Origin of the sequence: Asanoa siamensis (genome assembly GCF_016862555.1) — a bacterium.
GTDB lineage: Bacteria > Actinomycetota > Actinomycetes > Mycobacteriales > Micromonosporaceae > Asanoa > Asanoa siamensis.
The window spans coordinates 186,508-212,396 of sequence record NZ_BONE01000001.1 but is presented as its reverse complement, the minus strand read 5'-3'; the positions used below and the strand labels follow the sequence as shown (position 1 = coordinate 212,396).

Below are 25,889 nucleotides of genomic sequence, written 5' to 3'. Positions count from 1 at the left end.
GCCACCCACCCGCACCGCCAGGCTTTGCTCTGCACCCATATACGCACCACCCCTGCTGACCTGCGGTGCGTATATGGGTGCAGAGCAAAGTCAGGTGGTTATCCACAGGCTGGGGGGTGGGGGTGTTTTGGGGTGGGCGCCGGCGGCATGCTTTCGGTATGGCGCTTGAATCTGGTGGGTTGGGGAGTGCGGTTTCTGGGTTGTTGCGGGCCGCGCGGCGGCGGGCTGATCTTAGTCAGCGGCAGCTTGCCAAGAAGGGGAGGGCTAGTCATGGGACTGTGGGGCGGATTGAGTCCGGGGAGCTTGTTCCCAGTCTTGCCATGATGGAGCGGTTGCTTGCCGCATGTGGGTTTCGGATCGTTGTTGTGGATCAGCGGGAACGGAAGCTGCAACCCATGGTCGATAGCGATAACACCCTCGATGGGGCTCGGCGGCGGTTTCCCGCTCATCTTGATGTGATTCTTGATCCGCTGTTCGGTGAGTGGTGGGGCGATATTTATGGGCTTGCTCGGCCGCCCGAGACATTTTATCGCGATCGGGGGCGGCGGGATCGGCAGCGCCTCCGTAGTCAGTGGGAAGTGCGGGTCGCGCGGTTTCGGCGGGTTGAGGCACCTTATACCGAACCTGGTTTTTACGGTATGAAGAGCGGCCCGGCCGTGGGGGCCGGGCCGCTCGTTTCAGTCAGTACCTAGTCGTCGTTGCGGATGGTGCCTAGGCCGATCGGGTCTGTGAGGACCAGGCCGGGGATTCCTGCTACCACCAGCGTCAGGGTTTCGTTCTGTTCGCGTTGGCGGTCGCCCTTGATCGTTACGTCCACCGTCGTCGACGTTGCGCCGGCGGGGAGGGTGCGGCAGCCGATCACCGGGTCGTAGTCGGTGCCCGCGCGGGCCGTCAGGCCCAGCGTCGTGCCGCAGAGGAGGATCGGCTGGGAAAGCGGGCGGGAGAGCGAGACCGTGAAGGTCAGGCGGGTGGTTCCCGTGTTTCCTTCCAGGACCGTCGCGTCCGAGACGCGCAGTTCCGCGCGGGACGTGAAGCGGGCCACCTGCGGGTCGTGGTCGCTCGAGCCGCGTGAGCCGTCGCCTGCGTGGTTCGCCGCCCAGTCGGCGTTGATGTGGGCCGCGCGCATCTGGATCAGGTCGTCGTGCAGCGGTGCGTTGACGAACAGGTGGTCCAGCGTCTGGGCCTGGCCCTCGAACGAGTACGAATACGCGCTCGACGGGACCTCCGCCACCAGGTTCTCCCACAGGTTGTGCAGGCCCTGGTCGTAGAGCGGCGCCAGTTGGTCGCCGGGGTTCGACTGCACCGGGTCGTCCGGGCGGGGGAAGACGTTCAGGTCGCCGCCGTACGCCACGCGGGCGTTCGGCTCCGATGTCTCGATCGCCTGCACCACCGCCGCGCCGTAGGCCGCCTGTTCGCGGCGCTGGCCGATGCGGCCGTCCGGGCCCGACGAGTAGTGGTTGCTGATCGCCCACAGCACCGAGCGTTCCGTGCTGCCCGGGGCCGCCGCCACCAGGAACTTGGCCACCTGCGGCGCGCGCGTGTAGACCTTCGAGCCGTCCACGCCCGTCGAGGTGTCGACGTCCGCGGGGAGGTCCGCGTTGAGCGACTTCGGGTTCTGGACGTCCGTGTTGTACGGCAGCGCGTCGCCCCGGTAGGTGACCGCCGGCGTCGCGCCCAGCACCGCGTCGGACGCGTCGGCGGGAGCCAGCGAGACCCGGTCCGTGCGGTACAGGAACGCCGCCGTGATGCCGCGGTCGTCCGCGCCGTCACGGTCATAGGCCGCCGCGTACGCCGGGCCGCCCTTCGCCTTGATGGTCAGCGCCAGTTCCTGGATCGTGTCCGGCGCACCGTCGGCGTCGTCGGTCGTGCCGCAGGACAGCGCGTTGCCGGCGACCGTGCAGATGTCCTGGTCCTCGGCCTCCTGCACCAGGATCACGTCGGGGCTGTGCAGGTCGTTCGTGATCTGGTCGGCCAGCGCCGCCAACTGGTTGTCGTAGTCGGCCTGGTCGACCGGCACGTAGTCGAACGGCGGGCTGACGCCCGGGCAACCCGTGTTGCCGAGGAAGTCACAGCCGTCGAACGGGTCGTCGCGGAAGTCGTAGAGGTTCTCGACGTTGTACGTCGCGACCGCGTACTCCGTGCTGCGGTTGGCGGCCTTCGGCGGGTTGTTCTTCGACGGGTCGGCGCCGCCCGCGAAGGAGACCTGCTCCGGCTGGATGCCGTACTTGTCGAACGAGAAGTAGAGCCCGCCGACCGCGTCGCCCGTCAGCTTGTCGAAGGTGTGCGCCGGCGGGAGCAGCGTCGTGCTGTCGCCGGAGCGGTCCTTGACGCCCATGGAGCCGAACATGATCCGGTTGCCGTTCTCGTCGTCGAACCGCGCCGGGTCGTTGTCCAGCGGGTGCGAGTCACGGAAGACCCGGCGGGCGTACGGGTCGGCGCGGTCGAGCAGCGGGTCGTCCTTGTCGACCACCCACACCTCGGAGTCGGCCGTGCTGGTGAACACGTCGCGGCCGCTGACCGCCTGCGCGCCGGCCGCCACCCGCATCCGCATGCCCTCGTGCCGCTCCCAGAACCGGTCCGCGGTGGCGAGGTCGGTCGACGGCACCGCGTCCGTGACGGTCACCGAGACGTCACCGGCCAGCTTGGACACCAGCGAGGCGCTGGCGATCTGGGTCAGGTTGAAGTACTCGGTGACCCGGCCCCGGACGACGATCTCGTCGCCGACGACCGGCTGGTAGCCGCCGATCAGCGTGGTGAACGTGCTCGTGTAGACGAAGATGCCGTCGGAGGTCAGCGGGTCGCCGTCCTCGGTGCCGGGGCGGCTCTGCAGGAAGAAGCCGTACTGCAGCGCGCCGGCCGACGTGCGGGAGAGCGTGCGCTGGGTGACCACGCCGCGGATGTCATACAGCAGCGCGCTGTTGCCGCTGGCCGGGGCGAGCGGCGAGCGGTCCAGCTTGCCCTGCTCCGCGTCGGTGGTCTGGCCCTGCACCTCGCCGACGGAGAGCGTCCGGTTGACCTGGACCGTCAGCGTGCAGGACGCGGTCGTGCCGTCGTCGTCGGTCGAGGTGACCCGGACCTGGTAGCCGCCCGCCGGCAGGTCGGCGCTCGCCGCGAGCGTGGCCGTGGCGGTCGCGCCGCCCGTGAAGGCCGTGCGGGTGATGCTGCCCGTCGCCGGCGTCGGCGTCACCGAGGTGATCGCGAGGTCGGTGATCGTGTCGTCGGGGTCGGTGGCCGTGACGTCCCGGGTCGCCGCCGTGCCGACCGCGGTGTAGAGCGGACTGCCGCAGGTGAGCACCGCGGGCGCGTCGACCGGGCCGCCGCCGGTGGAGTGGCTGCCGAGGCCGTCGAACGTGTCGGAGGCGAAGCCGTCCCACTGCGTCGCCGGGTCGAACGCGTCGCTCGGGTCCGTGTCGCCCGCCTCGACCGTCGACGTGCGACGGATGGTGTTGTCGGCCGTGCTCGTGAGGCCGGTGCCCCACTCGGTGCCCGGGTCGACGCCGACCTGGCCGAGCGAGTCGACGACGGCGCCGCCCTTGCTCAGCACGACGGCGTCGTCACCGTTCCACAGGCCGCTGCCCGTGGTCGCGTCGGCCTGGGCCAGGATCGCCGCGGCCGAGGACGCGTGGGCGAACACGAACACGTCGCCGGCCGCGACCGTGCCCGTCAGGTCGGCGTTGAAGGTCGCCGCGGTGGCACCGTTGAAGTAGACCGAGAGCCGGTAGCCGGCCAGGTCGACCGGTGCTCCCGTTCCGTTGTAGAGCTCGACCGCCTTGTTGTTGGACGAGCCCTCGACGTATTCGGAGATGATCAGGTCGGTCGGTGCCGCGGATGCCCCACCGGACACGCCGAAGATAGCGGCGGTCGTGGTGAGGGTCGCGGCCACCAGGACGGCGGACGCGCGCTTAGAGCGCAAGGGAGCCTCCGGGGTGGTGGGGGCAGAAAGAGAAAACCATTCAGGGCTGTCTAGCAGCCCTGAATGGCGATCACGTGTCGGCTAGCTGACTAAGCGCCGTGTTCGAGTCTGCGCAGGACGTCGGCCACGTCGGCGCCGTACTCGTACCACTCGCGGTCGGCCTGGAAGCCCAGCTCCGCGTTGACCTTGAGCATCGACTCGTTGGCCTGCGCGTTCCACGTCTGCACCTCGGCCAGCTTGGGCTCGGCCGAGCGCAGCTCGAAGAGCATGCGCGCCTTGATGGCCCGGTCGATGCCGTAGCCGCGGTGGTCCTGGGCGACGATCGTGTCGTACTGGTCGGCCCGGGTGGGGTGCTGCGCCGGCACGACGACCTCGGTGAGCCCCGCGACGTCGCCGGTCTTCTCGTGGATGGCGAGCACGATGTAGGGCTTCATGCCGCGGCGGTGCAGGCAGTCGAGGCTCGCCCGGAGCCGTTGCGGGTCGTAGGAGCTGGGGCGCAGGTCGAGGTCGCCGTCGTCGATGTCGCGCAGCTCGGCCTTGGCCTTGGCGTAGGCGTCGAGCAGGTCGTCGGGCGGCCCGCCCGGGCAGAACTCGAGCCGGTAGCCGGCCCCGATGCCGCGGGCCATCTCGCCCAGCGTCAGCCAGTCGACGGAGTTGAGCCGGAGCACGCTGCGGGTCTCGGTGTATTCGCGGACGAAGCCAACGGATTCGAAGAACGTGACGGCCGGGGTGCCACCGACGACCTCGGCGCCGATGACGGAAAAGCCTTCGTGAAAGGTCTTGCGGGCGGCCTGGGCGAGCATTTCGCGGGCGAGGCCGGCGCGCCGGGCCTTGGGGTGGATCAGCAGCTCGACCACGCCGATGTCGCCGAGCAGCAGCACGTTGGCGTGCCCGAGGACCTTGGCCGGCTTGCCCTGCTCGGCGGGCTCTTCGGCGAGCCAGGAAATGCGTCGTTCACCCGGCATCGTCTCGGCCAGGTATTCGCGAAGATAACTCTCCTGCCACAGTGGGTCATCCGGGAGGTCCGCCATGAGCACGGCATTGAGGCTGTCCAGCATCGCGCGTAGCTCGTCGGCGGAGGCGGTTCTGGGATCCCACTCGCGCACCATCACCTGTCTAGCTTGCCGCTAACCAGTCCGACGCGAAAGGCCTTAGTTCTCCAAAGTGCCTGTGCGATTACGCTACGTGCGGCTCTTGGTGCCGTACTCGTTGGCCGCCGCGAACACGTCCCGGACGTATTGGTCCACGTTGTTGTAGCTGCGGATGGCGGACGACCAGTCGCCGGGCCGGTTGAGGTCCCAGGAGTTTCGACACAGATAGTTAGCTGTCGCCAGGGCCGCGTCGTCGAGGTCGTTCGGATCCTTCACGCCGTTGTTGTCCGCATCGACGCCGGATGTGGCCCACGTGGTGGGGATGAACTGCATCGGACCGATCGCCCGGTCGTACGTCGAGTCGCCGTCGAGCTGGCCGTCGTCGGTGTCCATGATCCGCAGCCGGTTGCCCTGGCCGTCCAGTGGCAGGCCGATGATGCGCGGGAAGGTCTGGCCGTCGGGAGTCAGCGTGCTGTTGTTGGCGGTGCCGTGCCCGGACTCGACCTTGCCGATCGCGGCGACCGTGGTCCACGACAGGTTGCACGACGGCGTGGTCTGGGTGACGACGAGTTCGGCGTAGCCGTACGCGCGCATGGCGGTCGCGCTGATGCCGACCTTCGCGCCGATCTGGGTGGCCCACCCGGTCAGCACGTCGGCGGGCTGCACGGCGCCGCCCACCGGCGGGTTGTTGCCCGGCGCGGTGGTCGTCGGCGTGCCGGTCGGGATCGGCGGGAAGCCCGGGTCGGACGGCACGGCGTCGGTCGGGAACGGGAAGCCGGGGTCGGCGGAGAGGGACGGGTCGGCGCTCGGCGTGCTCGCCGGGCTCGGGTGGGCGGCCGGCGGCGCGTTGGCGGGGAGCACCACGGCACCGGCGACCGCGGTCATGCCGACGAGCGCGAAGAGCAGCGCACCGGGCAGCACCAGCCGGCCGCTCGGGCGGCGGGACCAGTCGGCGAAGGCGGTCGCACCGGACCGGATCGCCGCCCCGCCGAGCAGGCGGCGGGTGACCGGGCGCTCGATGCCGGGCGGCGGCCGCTTGGCCGGGTCCCACGGCTCGTCGAGGTCGATGTCCACTTTGGTGGGTGAAGGTGCCGGCGGGTCCGCCACTTCGGACTTTTCGGCCTCGGGCGGCGGAGCGGGCGTGCCGCCGGGCGCCGCGGCAGCCGGCTCGGCGGCCGGTGCGTCGCTCGGCGAACGTTGGTCCGGCACGGAAGCGCGAAGCTTCGCCGCAGCCGTCGGTGTCTCCTCCCCGGCACCCACGAGCACGAGCCTACCCAGGCGGGTGCGGGTTTCGGTAAGGCGGAGGCCGTACCCTGTCTGGCATGCCCCGGTATGAGTTCCGCTGCCGCGCTTGCGGCAGCACCTTCGAGGTCAACCGCCCGATGGCCGAGGCGTCCGCGCCCGCGCAGTGCCCGGACGGCCACGCCGACACCGTCAAGCTGCTCTCCACAGTCGCCGTCGGCGGCATCGCCGGGGCATCGCCCGCTCCGTCGGCGGGTGGCGGCGGAGGCTGTTGCGGCGGCGCCTGCGGGTGTTGACCCCCGTTCGCTGACCCCTGTCGATCATCCGTTGGTCTGATCAACACTGACCAACGGTGCCGCAACCACCCACCGGACACCTCGTTACTCAGCCGTGTAACCGCGGCCGGACACCCGTGGTTAACCCCGGCGTGGCACGTTCCTCCAGGTGGGAGCGGGTGATCGACCTTGGGCCCCGCCGGGCCGACCGAACCTACGATGCGCCGGCGGACCGGAGTGCGGCAGCATGGACCCGACTTCCAGGGGGGCGGAGGTTCTAGGCGTGCCGGGACGAGTTCACCTTCCCAGTGGGTTGGTGACTTTCTTGTTCACCGACATCGAGGGCTCGACGCGACTGGCCCAGATGCTCGGTGCGGGTTACCGGCCGGTGCTCACGGAGCACCGGCGGATTCTGCGCGCCACCCTCGCCGCCAACCGTGGCGTCGAGCTGTTCACCGAGGGCGACTCGTTCTTCATCGCGTTCGACGACGCGGCCGCCGCGCTGGACGCCTGTGTCAGCGCGCAGCGCGCCCTGGCCGACCACGACTGGCCGGCGCCCGAGGCCACGCCCCGGGTCCGGATGGGCCTGCACACGGGGCACGCGGTCCCGCTCGCCGGTGAGTACGCGAGCCCCGAGGTGCACCGGGCGGCCCGGATCGCGGCCGCGGCGCACGGCGGCCAGGTGCTGCTCTCCGCGGCGACCGCGCACCACGCCGCGCCGCTGCCGGCCGACGCGTCGCTGATCGACCTGGGCCTGCACCGGCTGCGCGGCTTCGACGACCGCGAACGCCTCTTCCAACTCGTCGCACCGGGCCTGGGCCGCGACTTCCCGCGCCCGCGCACGGTCGACGAGGCCGTGCACAACCTGCCGACCCAGGTGACCCCGTTCATCGGCCGGCAGACCGAGCGCGCCGAGCTGTCGGCCCTGCTGCGGGAGAACCGCCTCGTGACGGTCGTCGGCGCGGGCGGTGCCGGCAAGACGCGGATCGCGGTCGAGGTCGCCGGGCCGCTCGTCGACGCGTACCCGGACGGGGTCTGGTTCGTCGACATTGCCACGGTGACCGACCCGGGCCTGGTCGCGTTCGCGATCGCCGCGGTCTTCGGCCTGCGCCCCGAGCCCGGGCGGCCGATGATCGACACGCTGGTCGACTACGCCGCGGGCAAGCGCATGCTGCTCATGCTCGACACCTGCGACGCCCAGCCCGGCGCGTCCGCCGAGGCCATCTCCCGGTTGCTCACCGGTGGCAGCGCGCTGCGCGTGCTGGCCACCAGCCGGGAGCCGTTCGGGCTGCCCGGTGAGGTCGTGTGGCGCATCCCTCCGCTGTCGACGGAGCCGGCACCGGGTGGCGGGCCGAGCGACGCGATGGCGCTGCTGCTCGACCGCACCGCGGCAGCCCGCGGCGGCCGGCGCGGCGGGCTCAACGAGTCGATCGAGCTGCACCGGGTGGTCGCCCGGCTCGACGGGCTGCCGCTGGCGATCGAGCTGGCCGCCGCCCGCCTGCGGGTGCTCTCCGCGAGCCAGCTCGCCGAGCGCCTCGACGACGTGCTCGGCACGCTGGACGCGGGCCGCGAGGACGCCGAGGGCCCAGCGGCATACGGGGATTTCCCGAACGCCGGCAACCAGGAAGACACCGTCGACCTCAACGCCGCGGCGCTCGGTGAGGCGCGCAGCGCGCAGACCCGGGCCGCGTTGCGCTCGGCGACCCAGCGGCACGCCACGATGCAGGCGACGGTCACCTGGTCCTACCGCACGCTCGGCCCGCGCGCCGCCCGGCTGCTGCGCTGGCTGTCGGTCTTCGCCGGCCCGGTCGACCTCGCCACCGTCGAGTGGCTGCTCGACGACGACCCGCTCGACCCGCTGGCGGTGCTGGTCGACAAGTCGATGATCCAGGTCGAGCCGCACGGCACGGGGAGCAGCTACCGGATCCTCGACCCGATCCGCGCGTACGCGGCCCGCCGCCTGGTCGACGCCGGCGAGGAGCAGAGCGCCCGCGACCGGCACGTCGCGTGGTGCGCGCACGCGCTGCAGCGGGTCTTCCACGGCGCCGACGGCCGGCCGGTGACCCTCTCGCTCGCCGCGCTCGACCCGCTGGCCGACGAGGTGCGGGCCGCGCTGCGCTGGACGGCCACCGGCGGCAGCGCGCGGATGGGACTGCGCCTGGCCGGCGGGCTCGACCAGTGGTGGCGCGAGCGCGGGCTCGCCCGCGAGGGCCGGCTGTGGCTGTTCCGCCTCTACGGCCGGATCGCCGAGACCGGTGAGCCGATCCCCGACGCGGAGCTCGCGGCGGTCTACCACATGCACTCGCAGCACGCCGCTGCCGACGGCGAGTTCGCCGAGGAGCTGCGGTTCGCCCAGCGCGCCGAGGTGGCCGCGCAGCAGGCGGGCGACGCGGGCCTGCTGGCCCGGGTGATCGCCGGCCGGGCCGGTCCGCTGATCGACATGGGCCGGTTGGCCGAGGCCGAGCGGGCCAGTCGCGACGTGATGGAGTGGGCCGCCGAGAACGGCGTCACCAGCGACGCGCTGGTCGCGGTGCTCAGCCTGGCCGAGCTGCTCTGGCAGCGCGGCGCCCTCGACGAGGCGGCCGAGTTGCTCGGCGCGGCCCGCCCGCTCGAGGCCGCCCGCCCGGCCGAGCGGGGTCGCCGCACGGTCGACATGCTGCTCGGCATGGTCGCGCTGGCCCGCGGCGACCTGGTCGCGGCGCACGACCACCTGGTCGTCGCGCTGCGCTCGCGGATGGCGTACGGCTTCCGGAGCCGGGCCTGCGACAGCCTCAACGCGATGGCGGTGCGGTGCGCCCAGGGCGGCGACCCGAAGACCGCGGCCCGGCTGTTCGGCGCCGCGCAGGCCACCCGCACCACGACGCGCGGCGCGGGCGGGCTGTTCGCCGCGTACTGGTCGCGGGAGCAGGAGACGACCCGGTCGGCGCTGGGCGACACCGCGTTCGACACCGCGTACGCCGCCGGTGCGGAGCTCACGCTGGAGCAGGCGGCCGGCATGGCGCTCGCCGTCGAGCACCCCGACCTGGCCGCGGGTTCGAGCCGCTTCGCCGCCGAGCCCGAGACGTCCGGCCCGCTCGACGGGGCGCCGATGCCGCAGCACGCGCCGGATCCGTTGCGGCCGGGGGCCCGCCACCGGCCCGACCCGTCCCGGGAGGGCGACGAGACCACGGTGTCGTTCCGCGAACCGCGGGGAGGCCGGCCGGCCGGCGGCGTCGACCCGCAGCCGCCGCACCCGCGCCGCTCGCGCACCTACCGCGGCGCCCTGATCGGCGACGGCGAGGCTGACCGCAAACCGTAGCTGACGCCCGCGCGGAATCGACACCCGCCGGGGGGCGCGGCAGCCGCGCGGCTTCGTTACGGTGTGGGCGTGCGGGAGACGGCGTGATCCACTTTCCCAAGGTACGCCAGAGTCCACTCCGGGCGCTCGGCGTGCGACTGCTTGCCGCGGTCGCGCTGGTCGTGCTCATCGTCGTCATCGTGTACGTCGACCGTGGCGGCTACCGCGACGTCACGGAGACGCCGCTCTCGCTGCTCGACTGCGCGTACTACGCCGTGGTGACGCTCTCGACCACGGGTTACGGCGACATCACCCCGGTCAGCGAGTCCGCCCGCGTGATCAACGTCTTCGTCATCACGCCCGCCCGCGTGCTCTTCCTGATCATCCTGGTCGGCACCACCCTCGAGGTGCTGACCGAGCAGTACCGCACCAACCTGCGACTGACGCGGTGGAGGAAGAAAGTGAAAGACCACGTGATCGTCTGCGGGTACGGGACGAAGGGGCGCAGCGCCGTCAACGCGCTCCTGGAGAACGGCCTCGACAAAAGCCGGATCGTGGTCGTCGAGCGCGACCAGACGGCACTGCGGTCGGCGATCGCCAGCGGCCTCGTCGGCATCGAGGGCTCGGCGACCCGCTCCTCGACGCTGCTGGACGCGCACGTCAAGGACGCCAAGTCGGTGATCATCGCGACGCACAGCGACGATGCGGCCGTGCTGGTGACGTTGACCGTGCGGCAGTTGACCGCCGGCAAGGTGCGGATCATCGCCGCCGCCCGTGAGTCGGAAAACGCGCCGCTGCTGCGGCAGAGCGGCGCCCACCACGTGATCGTGTCGGCGTCCACGGCCGGCCGGCTGCTGGGCCTCTCGACCTCCGCGCCGCCGCTGATCGAGGTCGTCGAGGACCTGCTGACGCCGGGCCAGGGCATGGCGCTGGCGATGCGCTCGGCCGAGCGGCGCGAGGTAGGCCAGGCGCCGCGCGCCCTCGACCCGCTGGTGATCGCGCTGGTCCGCCGCGGCAAGGTCGTCTCGATCGCGGAGCCGGCCGGCCTCACGGTCGAGACCGGCGACATGCTGGTCTACGTCCGTGACGACCGGCCGTCCACGGTGGCCGGAGCCTAGAGGATCGTCCAGGTGTCGCCGCTGGTCAGCAGGCCGGCGAGCTGGTCCTCGGGCGAGCCGGTGGCCTTTGCCTTGGCCGTCTCGGTCTGCTCCCGGACCCGCTCGTCGTAGGACGACCGCTGGACCTGGCGCAGCACCCCGATCGGTGTGTTGCGCAGGTCGAGGCCCGGCAGGCGGGACAGGGCGAACGCGTACGCCGGCTCGGCGACCGTCGCGTCGTGCACCACGATGTCGGCCGGGTCGACCGAGGCCGTCTCGCGCACCTCGAGGCCGAAGCCGCCCGGCGGGTGCACGACGCAGCGCTGACCGTCGGCGCCGAACGTGATCGGCTGGCCGTGCTCGAGCCGGATCAGGTACTCATCGCGGGTCGACGGGTCCTTCAGCGTCTCGAAGGCGCCGTCGTTGAAGATGTTGCAGTTCTGGTAGATCTCGACGAACGCGGAACCCTGGTGCTCGGCCGCGGCCCGCAGCACCGACTGCAGGTGCTTGCGGTCGGAGTCGATGGTCCGGGCGACGAACGTGGCCTCGGCGCCCAGCGCCAGCGAGAGCGGGTTGAACGGCGAGTCCGCCGAGCCGACCGGCGTCGACTTGGTGATCTTGCCGAGCTCCGACGTCGGTGAGTACTGCCCCTTGGTCAGGCCGTAGATCCGGTTGTTGAACAGCAGGATCTTCAGGTTGACGTTGCGGCGCAGCGCGTGGATCAGGTGGTTGCCGCCGATCGAGAGCGCGTCGCCGTCGCCGGTGACGACCCAGACCGAGAGGTCGGGCCGGCTCACCGACAGGCCGGTCGCGATCGCCGGCGCGCGGCCGTGGATCGAGTGCATCCCGTAGGTGTTCATGTAGTACGGGAAGCGGGACGAGCAGCCGATGCCCGAGACGAACACGGTGCGCTCGCGCGGGATCTGCAGCTCCGGCATGAAGGACTGGACCGCGGCGAGGATCGCGTAGTCACCGCAGCCGGGGCACCAGCGAACCTCCTGGTCGGACTTGAAGTCCTTCTGGGTCAGCTTCAGGGCGACGGGCTCAGCCATTTTTGACGACTTCCTCGAGCATGGACTCCAGTTTCGCGGCCGTGAACGGCAGGCCGCTGACCTGGTTGTAGGGGATGGCGTCGACGAGGTAACGCGCCCGGACCACGTGGGCGAGCTGGCCCAGGTTCATCTCCGGGATGACCACGCGGTCGTACGCCTTGAGCACCTCGCCGAGGTTGGCGGGCATCGGCGACAGGTGCCGCAGGTGCGCCTGGGCGATCGGCAGCCCGCGCTGGCGCAGGGCCCGGCAGGCCGCGCCGATGGGGCCGAAGGTCGAGCCCCAGCCGAGCACCAGGGTGCGGGCGTCGCCGTCGGGGTCCTCGACCTCGAGGTCCGGCACCGGGATGCCCTCGATGCGGGCGGCCCGGGTGCGCACCATGAAGTCGTGGTTCGCCGGGTCGTACGAGATGTCGCCGGTCTTGTCGGCCTTCTCCAGACCGCCGATCCGGTGCTCGAGGCCCGGCGTGCCGGGGATCGCCCACGGGCGGGCCATCGTCACCGGGTCGCGCAGGTAAGGCAGGAAGGTCTTGCCGTCGTCGCCGTTGGGCTCGGTCGCGAACTCGACCCGCAGGTCGGGCAGCGAGTCGACCTCGGGCAGCAGCCACGGCTCGGACCCGTTGGCCACGTAGTTGTCGGACAGCAGGATCACCGGCGTGCGGTAGGTCAGCGCGATCCGGGACGCCTCGAGCGCGGCGAAGAAGCAGTCGGACGGCGACCGCGGCGCGACCACGGCCACCGGCGCCTCGCCGTGCCGGCCGAACAGCGCCATGTTGAGGTCGGCCTGCTCGGTCTTGGTCGGCATGCCCGTCGACGGGCCGGCCCGCTGCACGTCGATGATCACGAGCGGCAGCTCGAGCGCGACGGCCAGCGAGATCGTCTCGCCCTTGAGCGCGACGCCGGGGCCGGACGTGGTGGTGATGCCCAGGCTGCCGCCGTACGAGGCGCCGAGCGCGGCACCGATCGCGGCGATCTCGTCTTCCGCCTGCATCGTGGTCACGCCGAACCGCTTGTGCTTGCTCAGCTCGTGCAGGATGTCGGACGCCGGGGTGATCGGGTAGGCGCCGAGGAAGACCGGCAGGCCCGAGCGCACGCCGGCGGCGACGAGGCCGAGCGAGAGCGCCTGGTTGCCGGTGATGTTGCGGTAGGTGCCGGGGCGCATCCGGGCGGGCTTGACCTCGTAGCGGACACCGAAGTCCTCGGTGGTCTCGCCGAAGTTCCAGCCGGCCTTGAACGCCGCGATGTTGGCCGCGACCAGCTCCGGACGGGAGGCGAACTTGCGCTCCAGGAACCGGATCGTCGACTCGTAGGGCCGCGAGTACATCCAGGAGAGCAGGCCCAGGGCGAACATGTTCTTCGCGCGCTCGGCGTCTTTCTTGGAGACCGCGTGGTCGGCGAGGGCGCCGATGGTCATCGAGGTCAGGGCGACCGGGTGCAGCGCGTAGCCGTCGAGCGAACCGTCCTCGAGGGGGTTCACCGCGTAGCCGACCTTGGTCAGGTTGCGCTTGGTGAACTCGTCGGTGTTGACGATGATGTCGGCACCGCGCGGCAGGTCGCCGATGTTGGCCTTGAGCGCGGCCGGGTTCATCGCGACCAGTACGTTCGGGGCGTCACCCGGGGTGAGGATGTCGTAGTCCGCGAAGTGCACCTGGAAGCTCGACACACCCGGCAGCGTGCCGGCAGGGGCCCGGATCTCGGCGGGGAAGTTCGGCAGCGTCGAGATGTCGTTGCCGAGCTGGGCGGTCTCCGAAGTAAACCGGTCGCCGGTGAGCTGCATGCCGTCGCCGGAGTCGCCAGCGAAGCGGATGACCACGCGATCCAGTTGACGGACCTGTTTGGTCACGAGAAGCTGACCTCCTTGCCGGACGGCGGCGGCGGGGTCGCGCGTCAGTGGGCCGTCCCGCTCCATGTTGTGTCTCTGGGAAAGCGTACGTCCCGAGAACAGCCTTTCCACGTACCGGGTCCCGCCCGGTGAGACGACCTTCTCATGTCCGGGTCAGGGTTACCTTACTTGTGAGCGAAAGCACTGCTTGTCGGCCTAGTTATGGGCCGGCACGTCGAGCGGTGCGGTGCTGTCGTCTTCTATACGCGCACGCAGGGAGGTGGTGGCGAGCGCGATCGCCAGCACCACCAGCAGGATGGAGACGATCACCAGGGCGAGGGCCGTCTTCTGCACGGTCGACAGGCCGCCCGCGTCGCCGCCGATCGGTGCGAACGCGCCGACCATGCCCTGTGAGGCGGTCGGGCCGACGGGCGCGTCGGGGGTGGCCGACGGCGTGGCGGTGGCCGCGGCCGCGGTGATCCGGAAGCTCATCTGCACCTGCTTGGTGCGACCGCCCGCGGTCAGCGTGCCGAACACCGCGCCGGACAGCGGAGCCAGCCGCTGCGCCTCGGCCGTCGCCAGCAGCGGCAACGTCGTCGTCACGGTCTCGCCGGACCCCAGCCGGCCCAGGTCGCAGCGGGTGCGGTCGCCCTCGGTGGCGCAGCCGGCCGGGCGGGTGCCGACGGTCACCCCTTCGGGGAGCACCACCTCGACCGCGCCCGCCGAGTCGACGTCACCCGAGTTGGTGAGCCTGACGTCGAGGTCGGCCGTACCGGTGGCCGTCCGGAAGTCGACCTCGCCGGCGGCGAGCCTGATCCCGGCGACCGGCGGGCCCGGCGGGAAGAGCACCGCGAAGCCCTGGTTGTCGCCGACCGTGCCGAGATCGGTCCGGCCGGGGGCGCTCGCCGTGACGTCGACGGAGCCGCTGAGGGGCATCCGCCGCCAGGCGTCGCCGGCCACCCGCACGCGGACCGTGGTCGAGAAGCGCTTGCCGGGACCGGCGACCCAGGAACCGCAGGTGTACGTGCGCCCGGCGGCGCGCTGGCAGCCGGGTGTGCCGGCGTCGGTGAGCCCCTCCGGCAGCGTGTAGCGCATGCTGATCCGCTCGACGATCGTGCCGGTGTTCTCGACGACCACCCGCAGGTCGGCACGGGTGCTGCCGCGGGTCCAGTAGGAGGGGCCGAGGCTGACGTCGTCGGTGCGGACCAGTGCCGCGAGCCGTGGCTTGTCGCCCGGGAGCACCGGGCCGGGCCGGCTCTGCGTCGGGTACGGGACGCCGCTCGGACCGGGCCGGTAGCTGGGCTGACTCGGCCGGGTCGGCTCCGTGGTCGGTTGCTCGGTCGGCGTGCCGGTCTCGGTGTCGGTCGGCGTGGGGCTCGGCGTCTCGGTCGCCGTCTCGGTCGGCGCGGCGATGGTCGGCGGCGAGTCGGGCTCGGTCGCGTCCGGGTCGGGCAGGGTGGTGTCGTCCTCGGGGTCGTAGGCGACCGCGACGGGGCCCGGGCCGGGGCCCATGGACGGGACCGCCACCACGAGCGCGGTCAGGCCGGCGGCGAGCAGGCCGGCAGCGAGCGCGCGGAGCAGCGCGGGCGTGCGGCGATCGCTCGGCATGGGCCCTCTTCCGTCCGTGGGTGCTTCATTATTCGGGGATAGTTGCCCCTGGACACCCGTTCGGTCGGAAACAAATCCGTAACTCCGACCTTCGCTGACTCGCGTGGACTCATCGGCCCGCGCTGATCGCCCGAACGGCGGTAGAGTGCCGTGCCATGACGGGTTACCTCGGGTCGTACGCGACGCTGGGGCTCCTGTTGGTGGCGAGCGTGCTCATCTTCGTCGGCGCGTTCACCGCCAATCGGCTGCTCAGTCCGGCCGATCCGGCCGAGCCCGCGGGCAAGCGCGCGACCTACGAGAGCGGCGTCGACCCGGTCGGGGGCGACTGGGCGCAGATGCAGATCCGCTATTACGTGTACGCGTACCTTTATGTGCTTTTCGCGGTTGAGGCCGTTTTCCTCTTTCCGTGGGCCGTGATCTTCGACCGCCCGGGATTCGGTGCGACGACCGTCGTGGAAATGGCCATCTTCGTGGCCGTGCTCGCGCTCGGCATCCTCTACGCCTGGCGCAAGAAGATCCTCGACTGGACCTAGGCGAGTCCCCTCCGGGAGACCGCCGGAGGCCGGTCGCCGCGGATCGCGGAGACCGTGTCGAGGACGCGGCGGGTCTCGCGGACCTGGTGGGCGCGGAAGAGGCGGGCGCCGAGCCAGGCCGAGACCGCGGTCGCCGCGAGCGTGCCCTCCAGTCGCTGGTCGACGGGCACGTCGAGGGTCTCGCCGATGAAGTCCTTGTTGGACAGCGCGACCAGCACCGGCCAGCCGGTGGCCACCAGGTCGCCGAGGCGGCGGGTCAGTTCCAGCGAGTGCCGGGTGTTCTTGCCGAAGTCGTGCGCGGGGTCGACGACGATGCCGTCCGGTCGTACGCCCAGTGACTCGGCCCGGCGGGCCAGCGCGGTGACCGTGCCGACCGCGTCGGCGACCACGTCGGCGAAGGCGGCGCGGTGGGGACGGGTGCGCGGGCGCAGGCCGCCCGCGTGGGTGCAGACCAGCCCCGCGCCGGTGGCCGCGGCGACCTCGGCGAGATGCGGGTCCGCGCCGGCCCAGGTGTCGTTGATCAGGTCGGCGCCGGCGGCGACCGCCTCGGTGGCGACCTCCGCGCGCCAGGTGTCGATCGAGATCACCGTGTCGGGGAACGCGGCGCGGACCGCGGCGACGGTGGCCACCGTCCGCTCGATCTCCTGGGCCGGGTCGACGTGGTCGCCCGGGCCGGCCTTGACGCCGCCGATGTCGATGATGTCCGCGCCGTCCCGGATCGCCGCTTCGACCGCCCGCAACGCGGCGTCGGCGGCGTAGGTGGCCCCGCGGTCGAAGAACGAGTCGGGTGTCCGATTGACGATCGCCATCACCACGAGGTCGGTCGGGCCGAACGTACGCGGACCCAGCCGCAACTCGCCCGACATGTCGTGCCTCCTGTGGTCGTGGGTCCTCCGGCCGCCGTAGGACGTCCGGCTTGATCCTTGCCCGCGAAGGTGGACGACGGGGTGGCGGGGTCGACCCTCCCGGCGCGGCATGCCACGATCGGGCGTATGGGTCAGCTACTCCTTATTGTGGTCGTCGCGGTCACGATCGCGGCGGTCGTGTTCGGCGTGACCGTGCTGGTCAGCGGGCGCGACCCGGGCCTGTCACCCGCGGAGCCCGACGGGCGGGCGTTACCGCTGCCCACCACGCGACCGCTGCGCGAGGCCGACCTGGGCGACGTGCGCTTCGACCTGACCACCCGGGGCTACCGGATGGCCCAGGTCGACCAGGCGCTGCGCCGGGCGGCCTACGACATCGGCTACAAGGACGAGCTGATCGGGGTGCTGGAGGCCGAGGTCAACGCGCTGCGCGAGGGCCGGTTGCTGGACGCCGACGCGCTGCGCCGGGCCCGCGAGGCGGCCCAGGCACCACCGCCGGCGGCGGCCGGCGCTGACCAGCCGAGCCGGCCCGGCTGGTCCGAGTTCACCCAGCCGGCTGAAGATGCCGAACCCGCGGCGGCGCCGTCGGGTGGCGCGGAGGCCTCGGCCGGGGACGCGGAGATCGACAAGGCTGAGCCGGGCGTGGGCGAGGTGGCGCCCGCGGGTGGCGGGCGGCCGGGCGCCGAGACGTCGGAACCGGCCGTGACCAGCGCGGCGACGGAGCCGGCGACCGAGATCGAGCGCGTTCCCGAGGCCGGCGCGGCCACCGCCGCGGAGCCGTCCGTGGCGGCGGAGCGGGCCGCGGTCACCGAGCGGGCCGCGGCCACCGAGCGGGCCGCAGCCACCGAGCGGTCGGCCGCCGCCACGGAGGCGTCCGCGGGAGCCGAGCGGTCCGCCGCGGGAGAGCGGTCCGCGACCGCGCCGTCCGTTTCGGCCGAGCGGGCCGCGGCCGCTGACCAGGTCGGCACGGACTCGGCCCTGGCCGGCGAATCGACCGCTCCCGCGGAGCCCACGGCCGCCGCCGGCGAGGTCAGCGGCGCCGCCGAGCCGGCCGCCGCGACCGTGCCGGCCAAGCCGCGCAGTGCGACCCGGCGGTCCACCGGCACCCGGGCGAGCCGGGCGACCAAGGCCGCCGCCGCCGACCCGGCCGAGCCCCCATCCGTGGGCGCTTCGCCGGAAAGCGCACCCATCGCGAAATCGACCATCGAGTCGGAAACCTCGGCCACCGCGAAGCCGGCGGAAGACGCCGAGTCGGCGCGGCGATGAGCGAGGCCGACCTGCGCGACGCCGCGCAGCCCGGCGCGGGCGAGGTCACCGCGACCGTGATCGTCAACGCGCCGGCCAAGCAGGTGTACGAGGCGTTCACCGCCTGGCGCCGGCAGGGCGACTGGATCCCGTTCACCACCGTTCGGGTGATCTCCGGAGACGGCGGCGAGGGCAGCGTGATCGAGGCGGTCACCGCGATCGGCCCGGCCGTGCTCCGCGACGAGATGCGGGTGGCCAAGCTCGACCCGCCGTACGAGGTGCGGGTGATCCACCAGGGCCGCCTCCTGCGCGGCCCGGGCGTGCTGCGCTGCACCCCGATGGGGCAGAACCGCACCCAGGTCGTCTGGCACGAGTGGTTCCACCTGCCGGGCGGCGCCGCGGGCCGGGTCGCCTGGCCGGTGCTCTGGCCGGGCTCGAAGTTCAGCCTGACCCAGGCCCTCAAACGCTTCGCACGACTCGTCGAGGCCGGCCGGTTGCCGTAGGGGGTTCTGTCGTACCCCGCTCATAGGCTCGTGTCCGTGACGGACCTCGTGATCGGCGCCGACGGCAAGGCGCGCTGCCCGTGGGGCGGCAGCCCCGACTACCTCGTCTACCACGACACGGAGTGGGGCCGGCCGCTGCACGGCGACGACCACCTCTACGAGCGGATGACCCTCGAGGCCTTCCAGTCGGGCCTGTCCTGGCTCACGATCCTGCGCAAAAGGGAAAACTTCCGCGCGGCGTTCGATCATTTCAAGATCAAAAAAGTCGCGGCGTACGACGATTCCGACGTCGCCCGCCTCATGGCCGATGTCGGCATCGTCCGCAACCGGCAGAAGGTCGACGCCGCGATCGCCAACGCCCGCGCGGCGCTCGAGGTCGACGGCGGGCTGAGCAAGCTGCTGTGGTCCTTCGCCCCGCCGCCGCGCCCGCACCGCCCCCGCTCCGCCGGCGAGGTCCCCGCGATCACCCCGGAGTCGACGGCACTGGCCAAGACCCTCAAGAAGCGTGGGTTCCGCTTCGTCGGCCCGACCACGGCCTACGCCCTGATGCAGGCGACCGGCATGGTCGACGACCACCTGGAAGGCTGCCACGTCCCGCCACACTGAGGTCCGCCTAACCGACTGTGATGGGATGGTTGGCATGGCACAGTGGGCGGTCGTCATCCCGGAGGCTCGGCTCGCCGCCGAGCGGCTCTTCCACCACGAGACGCTGGAGCTCTCCGACGGCGGCGAGACCGCCGGCCCGGCCGAGGGCGACCAGGTCCTGGTGGTCGCCGAGGAGCCGGCACCGCACATCGTGGCCCTGGGCCGGATCACCGCCGCCGCGGGCCGCGCCGACGACGACCCCGACAACGCCGACGTGGCCGCCCGGGGCCCGGTGGTGGTCACCTACACCCGCCGGTTCTTCGACGAGCCGACGCGGGCCGACGAGCTGACCCTGGCGGGCCCACTCACCCCGCTCGACGAGGTCACCTTCGCGACCCTGTCGACCCGGGTGGCTCCCGCCGTCGACAACCGCACCTGGCTGGTCAGCCTCGACCTCCCGATCGAGGCCCCCAACGCGGCCGAAGCGGTCCGGCTGTTCTGGAGCTACGTGATGGAGCTGGGCCCGCGCGAGCTGCCCACCTACGTCGCACCCTCCGACGACGAGCTGGCCATGCAGGCCTTCGTCCTCGGCGAGGAAGCCAACCAGGACCCGGAGGAAGACGACGACTAGCGGCCCTCGAAGACCGGCTTCTGCTTGTTGACGAAGGCCATCGTCGCGTTGCGGTGGTCGGCCGTGGAGCCGCTGATCGACTGCGCCAGTGCCTCCGCGGACAGGGCGTCGGCCAGCGTGCCCGCGTCGCCGATCGAGAGTTGGCGCTTGATCGCGCCGTAGGCCACCGTCGGGCCCGCTGCCAGCCGGGCCGCCAGGTCCTGGGCCGCCGGCAGCACGTCGTCGTCCGCCGGCTGCACCTCGGTCAGCAGGCCCAGCGCCAGCGCCGCCTCCGCCTTGACCGGCTGGGCCAGCATCAGCAGCTCGATGGCCTTCGCGTGGCCGACCAGCCGGGGCAGCGACCACGACAGGCCCGTGTCCGCGGCCAGGCCCACGTTGGCGAACGCCATCAGGAACGACGTGGACGGCCCGCCGATCCGGAAGTCGGCCAGCAGCGCGAGGCCCGCCCCGGCGCCCGCCGCCATCCCGCCGACCGCGGCGACCACCGGCTTGGGCATGCTGCCCAGCCGCGACGCGATCGGGTTGTAGTGCCGCCGCACCGTGTCGAGCGGGTCCGTGCTGCCGGACTCCAGCACGCCGACGTGCTCCCGCAGGTCCTGTCCGGCGCAGAACGCCCGCCCGGCACCCGCCAGCACGACCGCCCGGCAGGACCGGTCGGTCTCGAGCGAGGCCAGCGCGTCGCGCAGCGCCTCCTTGAGCGGCACGTCGAGCGCGTTGAGCGCCTCCGGCCGGTTCAGGGTCAGCGTCACGACGGCGTCGGTGCGGTCGACGAGCAGCACGTCACTCACGTCTCAGGAACCTTTCGATCGGGCGGCCCGCAGGCCCGCGTCGAGACAGCTTTCCACGTAGCGGTCGGCGGCCGGGCGCAGGCGCGTGGCGTGCCGGTCGAAGAACGCCGCCGCGTGCGTGCCGGCCCAACGGTCGGGCAGCAGCGCCGGCGGCAACTGCGGGTCACGGAACAGGAACGTGCGCCAGGCGTGTACGAGCCGGAACCGCGCGGCGTACGCGTGCTCGTCCTCGCTGCGCGGCGTCACCTGGGACAGCAGCGGGCGCTGGGCGGCCACGAACGCCTCGTACGCGCCGCCGATCTCCTCGAGATCCCAGGCGCGGCGGACGACCGCCATCGCGCCGGACGTACCCGCGGCGTGGGTCGCCGTGAACCGCTCGTAGCCGATGTTCGCCTCGACGAGCAGGGCGTCGACGTCGGGGCCGGGCCGGGTGGCGACCCAGGTGCGCTCGTCGAGCATGCCGTAGCCGAGGTAGCTCAGGTTGGCACCCAGCCGGTGGCGTTCCCGGCGCGCCGCCGGCGCCTCCAGGACGATGAGGTCGAAGCGCCCGTCCCAGCCCGGGCGGTTGGTGCGGTAGATCCGGGCGGCGGCCTCGTCGAGCCGCCGGGCCGCCTTCGACGTGATCAGATATCCGGGGCCGGAGGCCAGCCGGAGGGGGTGCAACCAGCCTTGTCGCACCATGCGGGACACCGCTGTGCGCACCGCGGGAGGAGCGATGCCGAGGGGCGCGAGCAGGCGCACGAGGGCGGCGACGGGGGCCCTGCCGCCACGTGGGCGCAGGTAGTCGCCATAGAGGTCGAAGAGTGCCGACCGTGCCTGCATGACCGCACATTGTGACAGCCACTTTCAAGATAAGCTAGATGCTGTCACATCAATACCGGCTCGGTTTGGGCCCAGCGGTGGTTATCAGGGAAAATCATTGGTCGGCGCCCTGCGAGGCGCCCTCGGGTAATAACGGTGTCACGGGCCGTAGCGTGGCACCGCCGGAACGAAGTGGCTGTGGGACAACCCACCACCCTGGCGAGTCTGAGGGGAGACAACATGGCGGCGATGAAGCCGCGGACGGGCGATGGTCCGCTGGAGGTCACCAAGGAGGGCCGGGGCATCGTGATGCGGGTTCCGCTGGAAGGCGGAGGGCGGCTCGTCGTTGAGATGACCCCTGACGAGGCCAACGCGCTCGGTGACGCACTGAAGACCGCCGCCGGCTGACGTCCGACCGCGCCCGCCGGCACGCCATTCCCCGGAGTGCCGGCGGGCATCCTTGTCTCCGCAGCACCGTGCGATCCCGGGAGGCCGGCGTGCCCACAGTCCGTTTCATCGAACCCACCGAGGTCGATGCCGAGACCCTCGTCGTGCCCGTCCGGGCCGGCGAACCGCTGCCCGACGACCTGCCCGCCGACGTCCTGGCGATGGCGGCCGAGCACAGCGGCAAGGGCGTCGAGGTGCTGCCCCGGCCGACCCAGCGGCCGTCGCGGGTCATGCTGGTCGGCATCGGTGACGGCGACGCGAGCGGCTGGCGAGCGGCCGGTGCCGGCATCGCCCGGTCGACAGCCCGCACATCATCAGTCACCGTACGTGTGCCCGACGGCGCCGACCTCCGGGCGTTCGCCGAGGGCGTGCTGCTGGGCTCCTACCGGTTCCGGCTCGCCGGGCCGAAGCCCAACGGCGCCCCGGAGCTGACCGAGGTGCTGCTGGCCGGCGCCCCCGACGAGGCCGCGCTGGCCGCCGCGAGAGCCACGGCCGACGCCACCACGCTGGCCCGCGACCTGACCAACATGCCGTCCGACCAGAAGACCCCGGAGTGGTTCGCCGCGCGGGTGGAGGAGGCGGCGGCACCGTACGACGGCCTGACGATCTCCGTCCGTGACCCGGAGCGGCTCGCGGCTGAGGGCTTCGGCGGCATCCTCGCCGTCGGCGGCGGCTCGGCGCGGGGTCCCCGCCTGGTCGAGCTCTCCTGGGCGCCGGCGGGCGCCACCCAGCACGTCGTGCTGGTCGGCAAGGGCATCACGTTCGACACCGGCGGCATCTCGATCAAGCCGCGCGACGCGATGAAGCTGATGCGCAAGGACATGGGCGGCGCGGCCGCCGTCGTCGGCGCGACGATCGGCGCCGCGGCGCTGGGGCTGCCGGTCCGGGTGACCGCGCTCGCCCCGCTCGCCGAGAACCTGGTCAGCGGCTCGGCGTTCCGGCCGGGCGACATCATCCGGCACTACGGCGGGCGCACCAGCGAGAGCAACAACAGCGACGCCGAGGGCCGGCTGGTGCTCGCCGACGCGCTGGCCTACGCGGTCGACACGCTCGCACCCGACCTGATCGTCGACCTGGCGACGCTGACCGGCGCCAATGCGGTGGCGCTGGGCAAGCGCACGGCCGCGCTCTACAGCGACGACGACGGCCTGGCCAAGTCGTTCGCCGACGCCGCCGCCGACGCGGGCGAGCAGGTCTGGCGGATGCCGCTGGCCACCGACTACCGCGAATACCTGAGCAGCGATCTCGCCGACCTGAACAGCGTCTCCCCGGAGGCGAGCGCCGGGTCGGTGATGGCCGCGCTCTACCTGGCCGAGTTCACCGGGTCGCTGCGCGACCGCTGGGTGCACGTCGACATGTCGGCGCCCTCCTGGGCCGACTCCGACAGCGCCGAGCTGACCAAGGGCGCCACCGGCTGGGGCGTACGCACGCTGCTCCGCTGGCTGGCGGCGCTGTAGCGGCCGGCGGTCAGCGACGCACCGCGGTGAGCAGGCCGGCGCCGGTGGGCAGCAGGGCGGGCACCCAGTCGTCGGAGTCCCGCAGGTCCTTGACGACCTCGCGGATCAGCACCGTCTCGGTGTCGCGGGCGGCCGGGTCGCCGATCCGGCCGCCGGCGAGCGCGTTGTTGACCGCCAGCACGCCACCGGGGCGCAGCAGCCGGCGGGCCGCGATGACGCAGGCGGCGTACTCGGTCGGGTCGGCGTCGACGAACACCAGGTCGTACCCGCGGTCGGTGAGCCGGGGCAGCACGTCGAGCGCCCGCCCGGTGATGATCCGGGTGCGGGACGGCGCGAACCCGGCCTCCTGGAAGATCCGCCGGGCCACCCGTTGGTGTTCGTTTTCGACATCGATCGTGGTCAGGACGCCGTCGGGCCGCATGCCGCGCAGCAGCCAGACGCCGCTGACCCCGGTGCCCGTGCCGATCTCGACCAGCGAGCGGGCGTTGCCCGCAGCGGCGAGCAGCCGCAGCGCCGCGCCCGCGCCGGGCGTCACGCAGGGCAGGCCGACCTCGTCGGCGAGCCGGCGGGCCGTCTGCAGCACCAGGTCCTCCGGCGGGTACGCGTCGGCGAACTGCAGCGCCTGCGCTGATGCCGGGCCGGCGGTGCCCATGGGTGAACCTCCGTGCGAGGGGGAAGCGGGGGGACCGGGTATGAGCGTAGAGCGCACCGTCGGTGTTGGATGGACGGGCGGTGCGGTGAAGGCGTTCGGCAATGGCTGAATGGTCTTCAGGTATCCATGTAATCCTTGAAGCGGGTTAGTGGGCGGCGACCGGGAGGCGACGTGACCGACGGCTGGCATTGGCAACAGCCGGGCAACGGCCGGCCCCAGGGCCAGCCGGTCCCGAGCCACGTGCCGACCAGCCCGCCGCCGGCCGGTCCGGCTCCGGCCGGGTCCGCACCGGGCAGCCCGTGGTGGTCCGACGCCCTCGGCGACCCGTGGCGCGACCCGCACGCTCCGGCCGCGGTGGTGCTCCAGCCCGGCCCGACCGGTGTCGCGCAGCCCGAGCCCGTGGTCGACCCCGACGCGCCGCGCCCGCCCGGCAACAACCGGTCGGTGCTGCTCGTCGCCGTCGTCTCCGCGCTGCTGGCCGGGCTGCTCGGCGGTTCGCTCGGCTACGCGTTCGCGGCCCGCAGCGGCATCGGCGGCGGCACGGCACTCGGCGGCAACGGCGCCAGCCCGCCGGCCGCGGCCAACCGCCCGCCCGACTCGCTGGCCGGCGTCGCCGGCCGGCTGCTGCCCAGCGTGGTCACCGTCCGGGTGGCGTCCAGCAACGGCTCGAGCATCGGTTCGGGCTTCGTGGTCTCCACCGACGGTTACGTCATCACCAACGACCACGTGGTCGAGGGCGGCGGCACCCAGACCTTCACGGCGGCGTTCAGCGACGGCAGCACGGCCTCGGGCAAGCTGGTGGGGCAGGACCCGGAGTCCGACATCGCGGTGATCAAGCTGGCCCGTGACGGCCTGACGCCGGTCGAGTTCGGCGACTCCGACGCGATCGCGGTCGGTGACCCGGTGCTCGCCATCGGTTCGCCGCTGGCGCTGTCCAACACGGTCACGGCCGGCATCGTGAGCGCGGTCGACCGGACCATCCAGGCCGGCGACCCGGGCGGCACGGTCCGCTACTACGCGGCCATCCAGACCGACGCCGCCGTCAACCAGGGCAACTCGGGCGGCCCGCTGGTCGACGCCGGCGGCCGGGTGATCGGCGTCAACGCGGTGATCAAGTCGGTGTCGGCCGACGAGCAGTCCGCCGGCAACATCGGCCTCGCCTTCGCGATCCCGATCAACCAGGCCAAGCGGGTCGCGCAGGACATCATCGACACCGGCAAGGCCCGCCGCACGGTGATCGGCGCCAAGGTGACCAACGGCCGCACCACGGGCTCCGGGGTCCGGCTGGACACCGTCGAGTCGGGCGGCCCGGCCGAGTCCGCCGGCCTGCGGGCGGGCGACGTGGTGACCCGGATCGACCGGCACCCGCTGGAGGAGGCCACCGACCTGATCGCGCTGGTCCGCAAGTACGCGCCGGGCTCCGTGGTCACCGTGGAGTACCGCCGGGGCACGGCGACGCAGACGGCCTCAGTGACATTGGCCGCAGACGCCCAGTGACCGCGGGGTCTGTCCCGCACCTACGGGCCGCGCGTATGGTTGCGCCGGGGAAGGCACGAGGGAGGCCCGGTGTTCGAGAACCTGAACTGGTGGGAGATCGGTCTCCTGGTCCTGGTGGCCCTGCTGATCTTCGGCGACAAGCTGCCCAACGTGATCAACGACGGCCTGCGCATGGTCCGCAACCTGCGCAACATGGCCCGCAACGCGACCGGTGACCTGAGCCGCGAGCTCGGCACCGACATCCAGCTCGAGGACCTGCACCCGAAGGCGTTCATCCGCAAGCACCTGATGAGCGAGGAAGAGCAGGAGTCGCTGCGCAAGCCGCTGCAGAAGATGTTCGACGACGCCAAGGACGACCTGACGGGCGTGCACAACGACCTCAAGGACGTGGCGAAGGCGGCCGACATCAAGGCGGCGGCGCGTCAGCCGGCCACCGGGACGGCGAGCGCCCCGGCGCCGGCTCCGCAGCGCTCGTTCGACGACTACACCTGAGTGCAAGGAACGGTCCGTTGT

21 protein-coding genes and 2 pseudogenes are annotated in these 25,889 nt (G+C 72.4%); 13 read left to right on the top strand and 10 right to left on the bottom strand.

Annotated features, from left to right (window positions below):
- The first annotated feature begins 158 nt into the window (after positions 1–158).
- The gene (locus Asi02nite_RS00995) at positions 159–692 is read left to right on the top strand and encodes a helix-turn-helix domain-containing protein (protein WP_203710133.1); all 534 of its coding nucleotides are present in this window, start codon (positions 159–161) and stop codon (positions 690–692) included.
- Here the strand turns inward: Asi02nite_RS00995 and Asi02nite_RS00990 are convergent.
- From Asi02nite_RS00990 to Asi02nite_RS00980, 3 genes are all read right to left on the bottom strand, one after another.
- Positions 689–3,913 (bottom strand): lamin tail domain-containing protein, encoded by a 3,225-nt coding sequence (locus tag Asi02nite_RS00990; RefSeq protein WP_203710132.1) that lies wholly within the window; start codon positions 3,911–3,913, stop codon positions 689–691. The genes Asi02nite_RS00995 and Asi02nite_RS00990 overlap by 4 nt on opposite strands.
- An 89-nt stretch (positions 3,914–4,002) precedes the next feature.
- Positions 4,003–5,022, bottom strand: coding sequence for a GNAT family N-acetyltransferase (locus tag Asi02nite_RS00985; RefSeq protein ID WP_203710224.1), 1,020 nt, complete (start codon positions 5,020–5,022; stop codon positions 4,003–4,005).
- Between the two features lie 72 nt (positions 5,023–5,094).
- Positions 5,095–6,213 (bottom strand): lytic transglycosylase domain-containing protein, encoded by a 1,119-nt coding sequence (locus tag Asi02nite_RS00980; protein WP_239126379.1) that lies wholly within the window; start codon positions 6,211–6,213, stop codon positions 5,095–5,097.
- Between the two features lie 113 nt (positions 6,214–6,326).
- Here Asi02nite_RS00980 and Asi02nite_RS00975 point away from each other — a divergent pair, with 113 nt between their 5' ends.
- The 3 genes and pseudogenes from Asi02nite_RS00975 to Asi02nite_RS00965 all read left to right on the top strand — a co-directional run bounded on the left by Asi02nite_RS00975 (position 6,327) and on the right by Asi02nite_RS00965 (position 10,916).
- On the top strand, positions 6,327–6,542 hold the full coding sequence (locus tag Asi02nite_RS00975) for an FmdB family zinc ribbon protein (protein WP_203710131.1): 216 nt from the start codon (positions 6,327–6,329) through the stop codon (positions 6,540–6,542).
- Between the two features lie 262 nt (positions 6,543–6,804).
- Positions 6,805–9,379: pseudogene (locus Asi02nite_RS00970) on the top strand (ATP-binding protein); the annotation flags it as partial.
- A gap of 523 nt (positions 9,380–9,902) precedes the next feature.
- Positions 9,903–10,916, top strand: a complete 1,014-nt coding sequence (locus Asi02nite_RS00965; protein ID WP_203710129.1) for a potassium channel family protein — start codon at positions 9,903–9,905, stop codon at positions 10,914–10,916.
- On the opposite strand, the gene Asi02nite_RS00960 is transcribed toward Asi02nite_RS00965, so the two are convergent.
- The 3 genes from Asi02nite_RS00960 to Asi02nite_RS00950 form a co-directional block, all read right to left on the bottom strand.
- Positions 10,913–11,947, bottom strand: a complete 1,035-nt coding sequence (locus tag Asi02nite_RS00960) for a 2-oxoacid:ferredoxin oxidoreductase subunit beta (RefSeq protein ID WP_203710128.1) — start codon at positions 11,945–11,947, stop codon at positions 10,913–10,915. The genes Asi02nite_RS00965 and Asi02nite_RS00960 overlap by 4 nt on opposite strands.
- Positions 11,940–13,787: a 2-oxoacid:acceptor oxidoreductase subunit alpha gene (locus Asi02nite_RS00955; RefSeq protein ID WP_203710127.1), complete on the bottom strand. Its 1,848-nt coding sequence runs from the start codon at positions 13,785–13,787 to the stop codon at positions 11,940–11,942. Before Asi02nite_RS00955 ends, Asi02nite_RS00960 begins: the two co-directional genes overlap by 8 nt.
- A 195-nt stretch (positions 13,788–13,982) precedes the next feature.
- Entirely contained in the window at positions 13,983–15,374 is a 1,392-nt protein-coding gene (locus Asi02nite_RS00950; RefSeq protein WP_203710126.1) for a hypothetical protein, read from the bottom strand.
- A 155-nt stretch (positions 15,375–15,529) separates the two neighbouring features.
- On the opposite strand from Asi02nite_RS00950, the gene ndhC reads away from it, so the two are divergent.
- On the top strand, positions 15,530–15,907 hold the full coding sequence (ndhC, locus tag Asi02nite_RS00945; RefSeq protein WP_203710125.1) for an NADH-quinone oxidoreductase subunit A: 378 nt from the start codon (positions 15,530–15,532) through the stop codon (positions 15,905–15,907).
- On the opposite strand, the gene folP is transcribed toward ndhC, so the two are convergent.
- Positions 15,904–16,773 (bottom strand): dihydropteroate synthase, encoded by an 870-nt coding sequence (gene folP / locus Asi02nite_RS00940; RefSeq protein WP_203710124.1) that lies wholly within the window; start codon positions 16,771–16,773, stop codon positions 15,904–15,906. The two genes, ndhC and folP, sit on opposite strands and share 4 nt — an antisense overlap.
- A 126-nt stretch (positions 16,774–16,899) precedes the next feature.
- Between folP and Asi02nite_RS41355 the strand changes: the two are divergent.
- From Asi02nite_RS41355 to Asi02nite_RS00920, 4 genes and pseudogenes are all read left to right on the top strand, one after another.
- Positions 16,900–17,260 (top strand): annotated as a pseudogene (locus tag Asi02nite_RS41355) (DivIVA domain-containing protein); the annotation flags it as partial.
- Positions 17,261–18,032: 772 nt separating this feature from the next.
- Positions 18,033–18,518, top strand: coding sequence for an SRPBCC family protein (locus Asi02nite_RS00930; protein ID WP_203710122.1), 486 nt, complete (start codon positions 18,033–18,035; stop codon positions 18,516–18,518).
- 36 nt (positions 18,519–18,554) lie between these two features.
- Positions 18,555–19,124 (top strand): DNA-3-methyladenine glycosylase I, encoded by a 570-nt coding sequence (locus Asi02nite_RS00925; RefSeq protein WP_203710121.1) that lies wholly within the window; start codon positions 18,555–18,557, stop codon positions 19,122–19,124.
- A gap of 25 nt (positions 19,125–19,149) precedes the next feature.
- Positions 19,150–19,734 carry a hypothetical protein gene (locus Asi02nite_RS00920; RefSeq protein WP_203710120.1) on the top strand — a complete coding sequence of 195 codons (585 nt, stop codon included), beginning with the start codon at positions 19,150–19,152 and terminating at the stop codon, positions 19,732–19,734.
- On the opposite strand, the gene Asi02nite_RS00915 is transcribed toward Asi02nite_RS00920, so the two are convergent.
- Complete coding sequence (locus Asi02nite_RS00915) at positions 19,731–20,522, bottom strand: enoyl-CoA hydratase-related protein (protein WP_203710119.1); 792 nt, start codon at positions 20,520–20,522, stop codon at positions 19,731–19,733. The two genes, Asi02nite_RS00920 and Asi02nite_RS00915, sit on opposite strands and share 4 nt — an antisense overlap.
- A 3-nt stretch (positions 20,523–20,525) precedes the next feature.
- A complete protein-coding gene (locus Asi02nite_RS00910; RefSeq protein WP_203710118.1) occupies positions 20,526–21,344 on the bottom strand; it encodes a PaaX family transcriptional regulator in 819 nt (272 codons plus the stop codon).
- A 219-nt stretch (positions 21,345–21,563) separates the two neighbouring features.
- Here Asi02nite_RS00910 and Asi02nite_RS00905 point away from each other — a divergent pair, with 219 nt between their 5' ends.
- The gene (locus tag Asi02nite_RS00905; protein ID WP_089253522.1) at positions 21,564–21,731 is read left to right on the top strand and encodes a DUF3117 domain-containing protein; all 168 of its coding nucleotides are present in this window, start codon (positions 21,564–21,566) and stop codon (positions 21,729–21,731) included.
- Between the two features lie 89 nt (positions 21,732–21,820).
- Positions 21,821–23,227, top strand: a complete 1,407-nt coding sequence (locus Asi02nite_RS00900; protein ID WP_373312102.1) for a leucyl aminopeptidase — start codon at positions 21,821–21,823, stop codon at positions 23,225–23,227.
- A 10-nt stretch (positions 23,228–23,237) separates the two neighbouring features.
- Here the strand turns inward: Asi02nite_RS00900 and Asi02nite_RS00895 are convergent, their stop codons facing one another.
- Positions 23,238–23,879, bottom strand: coding sequence for an O-methyltransferase (locus Asi02nite_RS00895; RefSeq protein WP_203710117.1), 642 nt, complete (start codon positions 23,877–23,879; stop codon positions 23,238–23,240).
- A gap of 171 nt (positions 23,880–24,050) precedes the next feature.
- Between Asi02nite_RS00895 and Asi02nite_RS00890 the strand changes: the two genes are divergently transcribed.
- Together Asi02nite_RS00890 and Asi02nite_RS00885 are read left to right on the top strand one after the other, a co-directional pair.
- Entirely contained in the window at positions 24,051–25,376 is a 1,326-nt protein-coding gene (locus Asi02nite_RS00890) for a S1C family serine protease (RefSeq protein ID WP_203710116.1), read from the top strand.
- A 69-nt stretch (positions 25,377–25,445) separates the two neighbouring features.
- Positions 25,446–25,868: a twin-arginine translocase TatA/TatE family subunit gene (locus Asi02nite_RS00885; RefSeq protein WP_203710115.1), complete on the top strand. Its 423-nt coding sequence runs from the start codon at positions 25,446–25,448 to the stop codon at positions 25,866–25,868.
- The last annotated feature ends 21 nt before the right edge of the window (positions 25,869–25,889 follow it).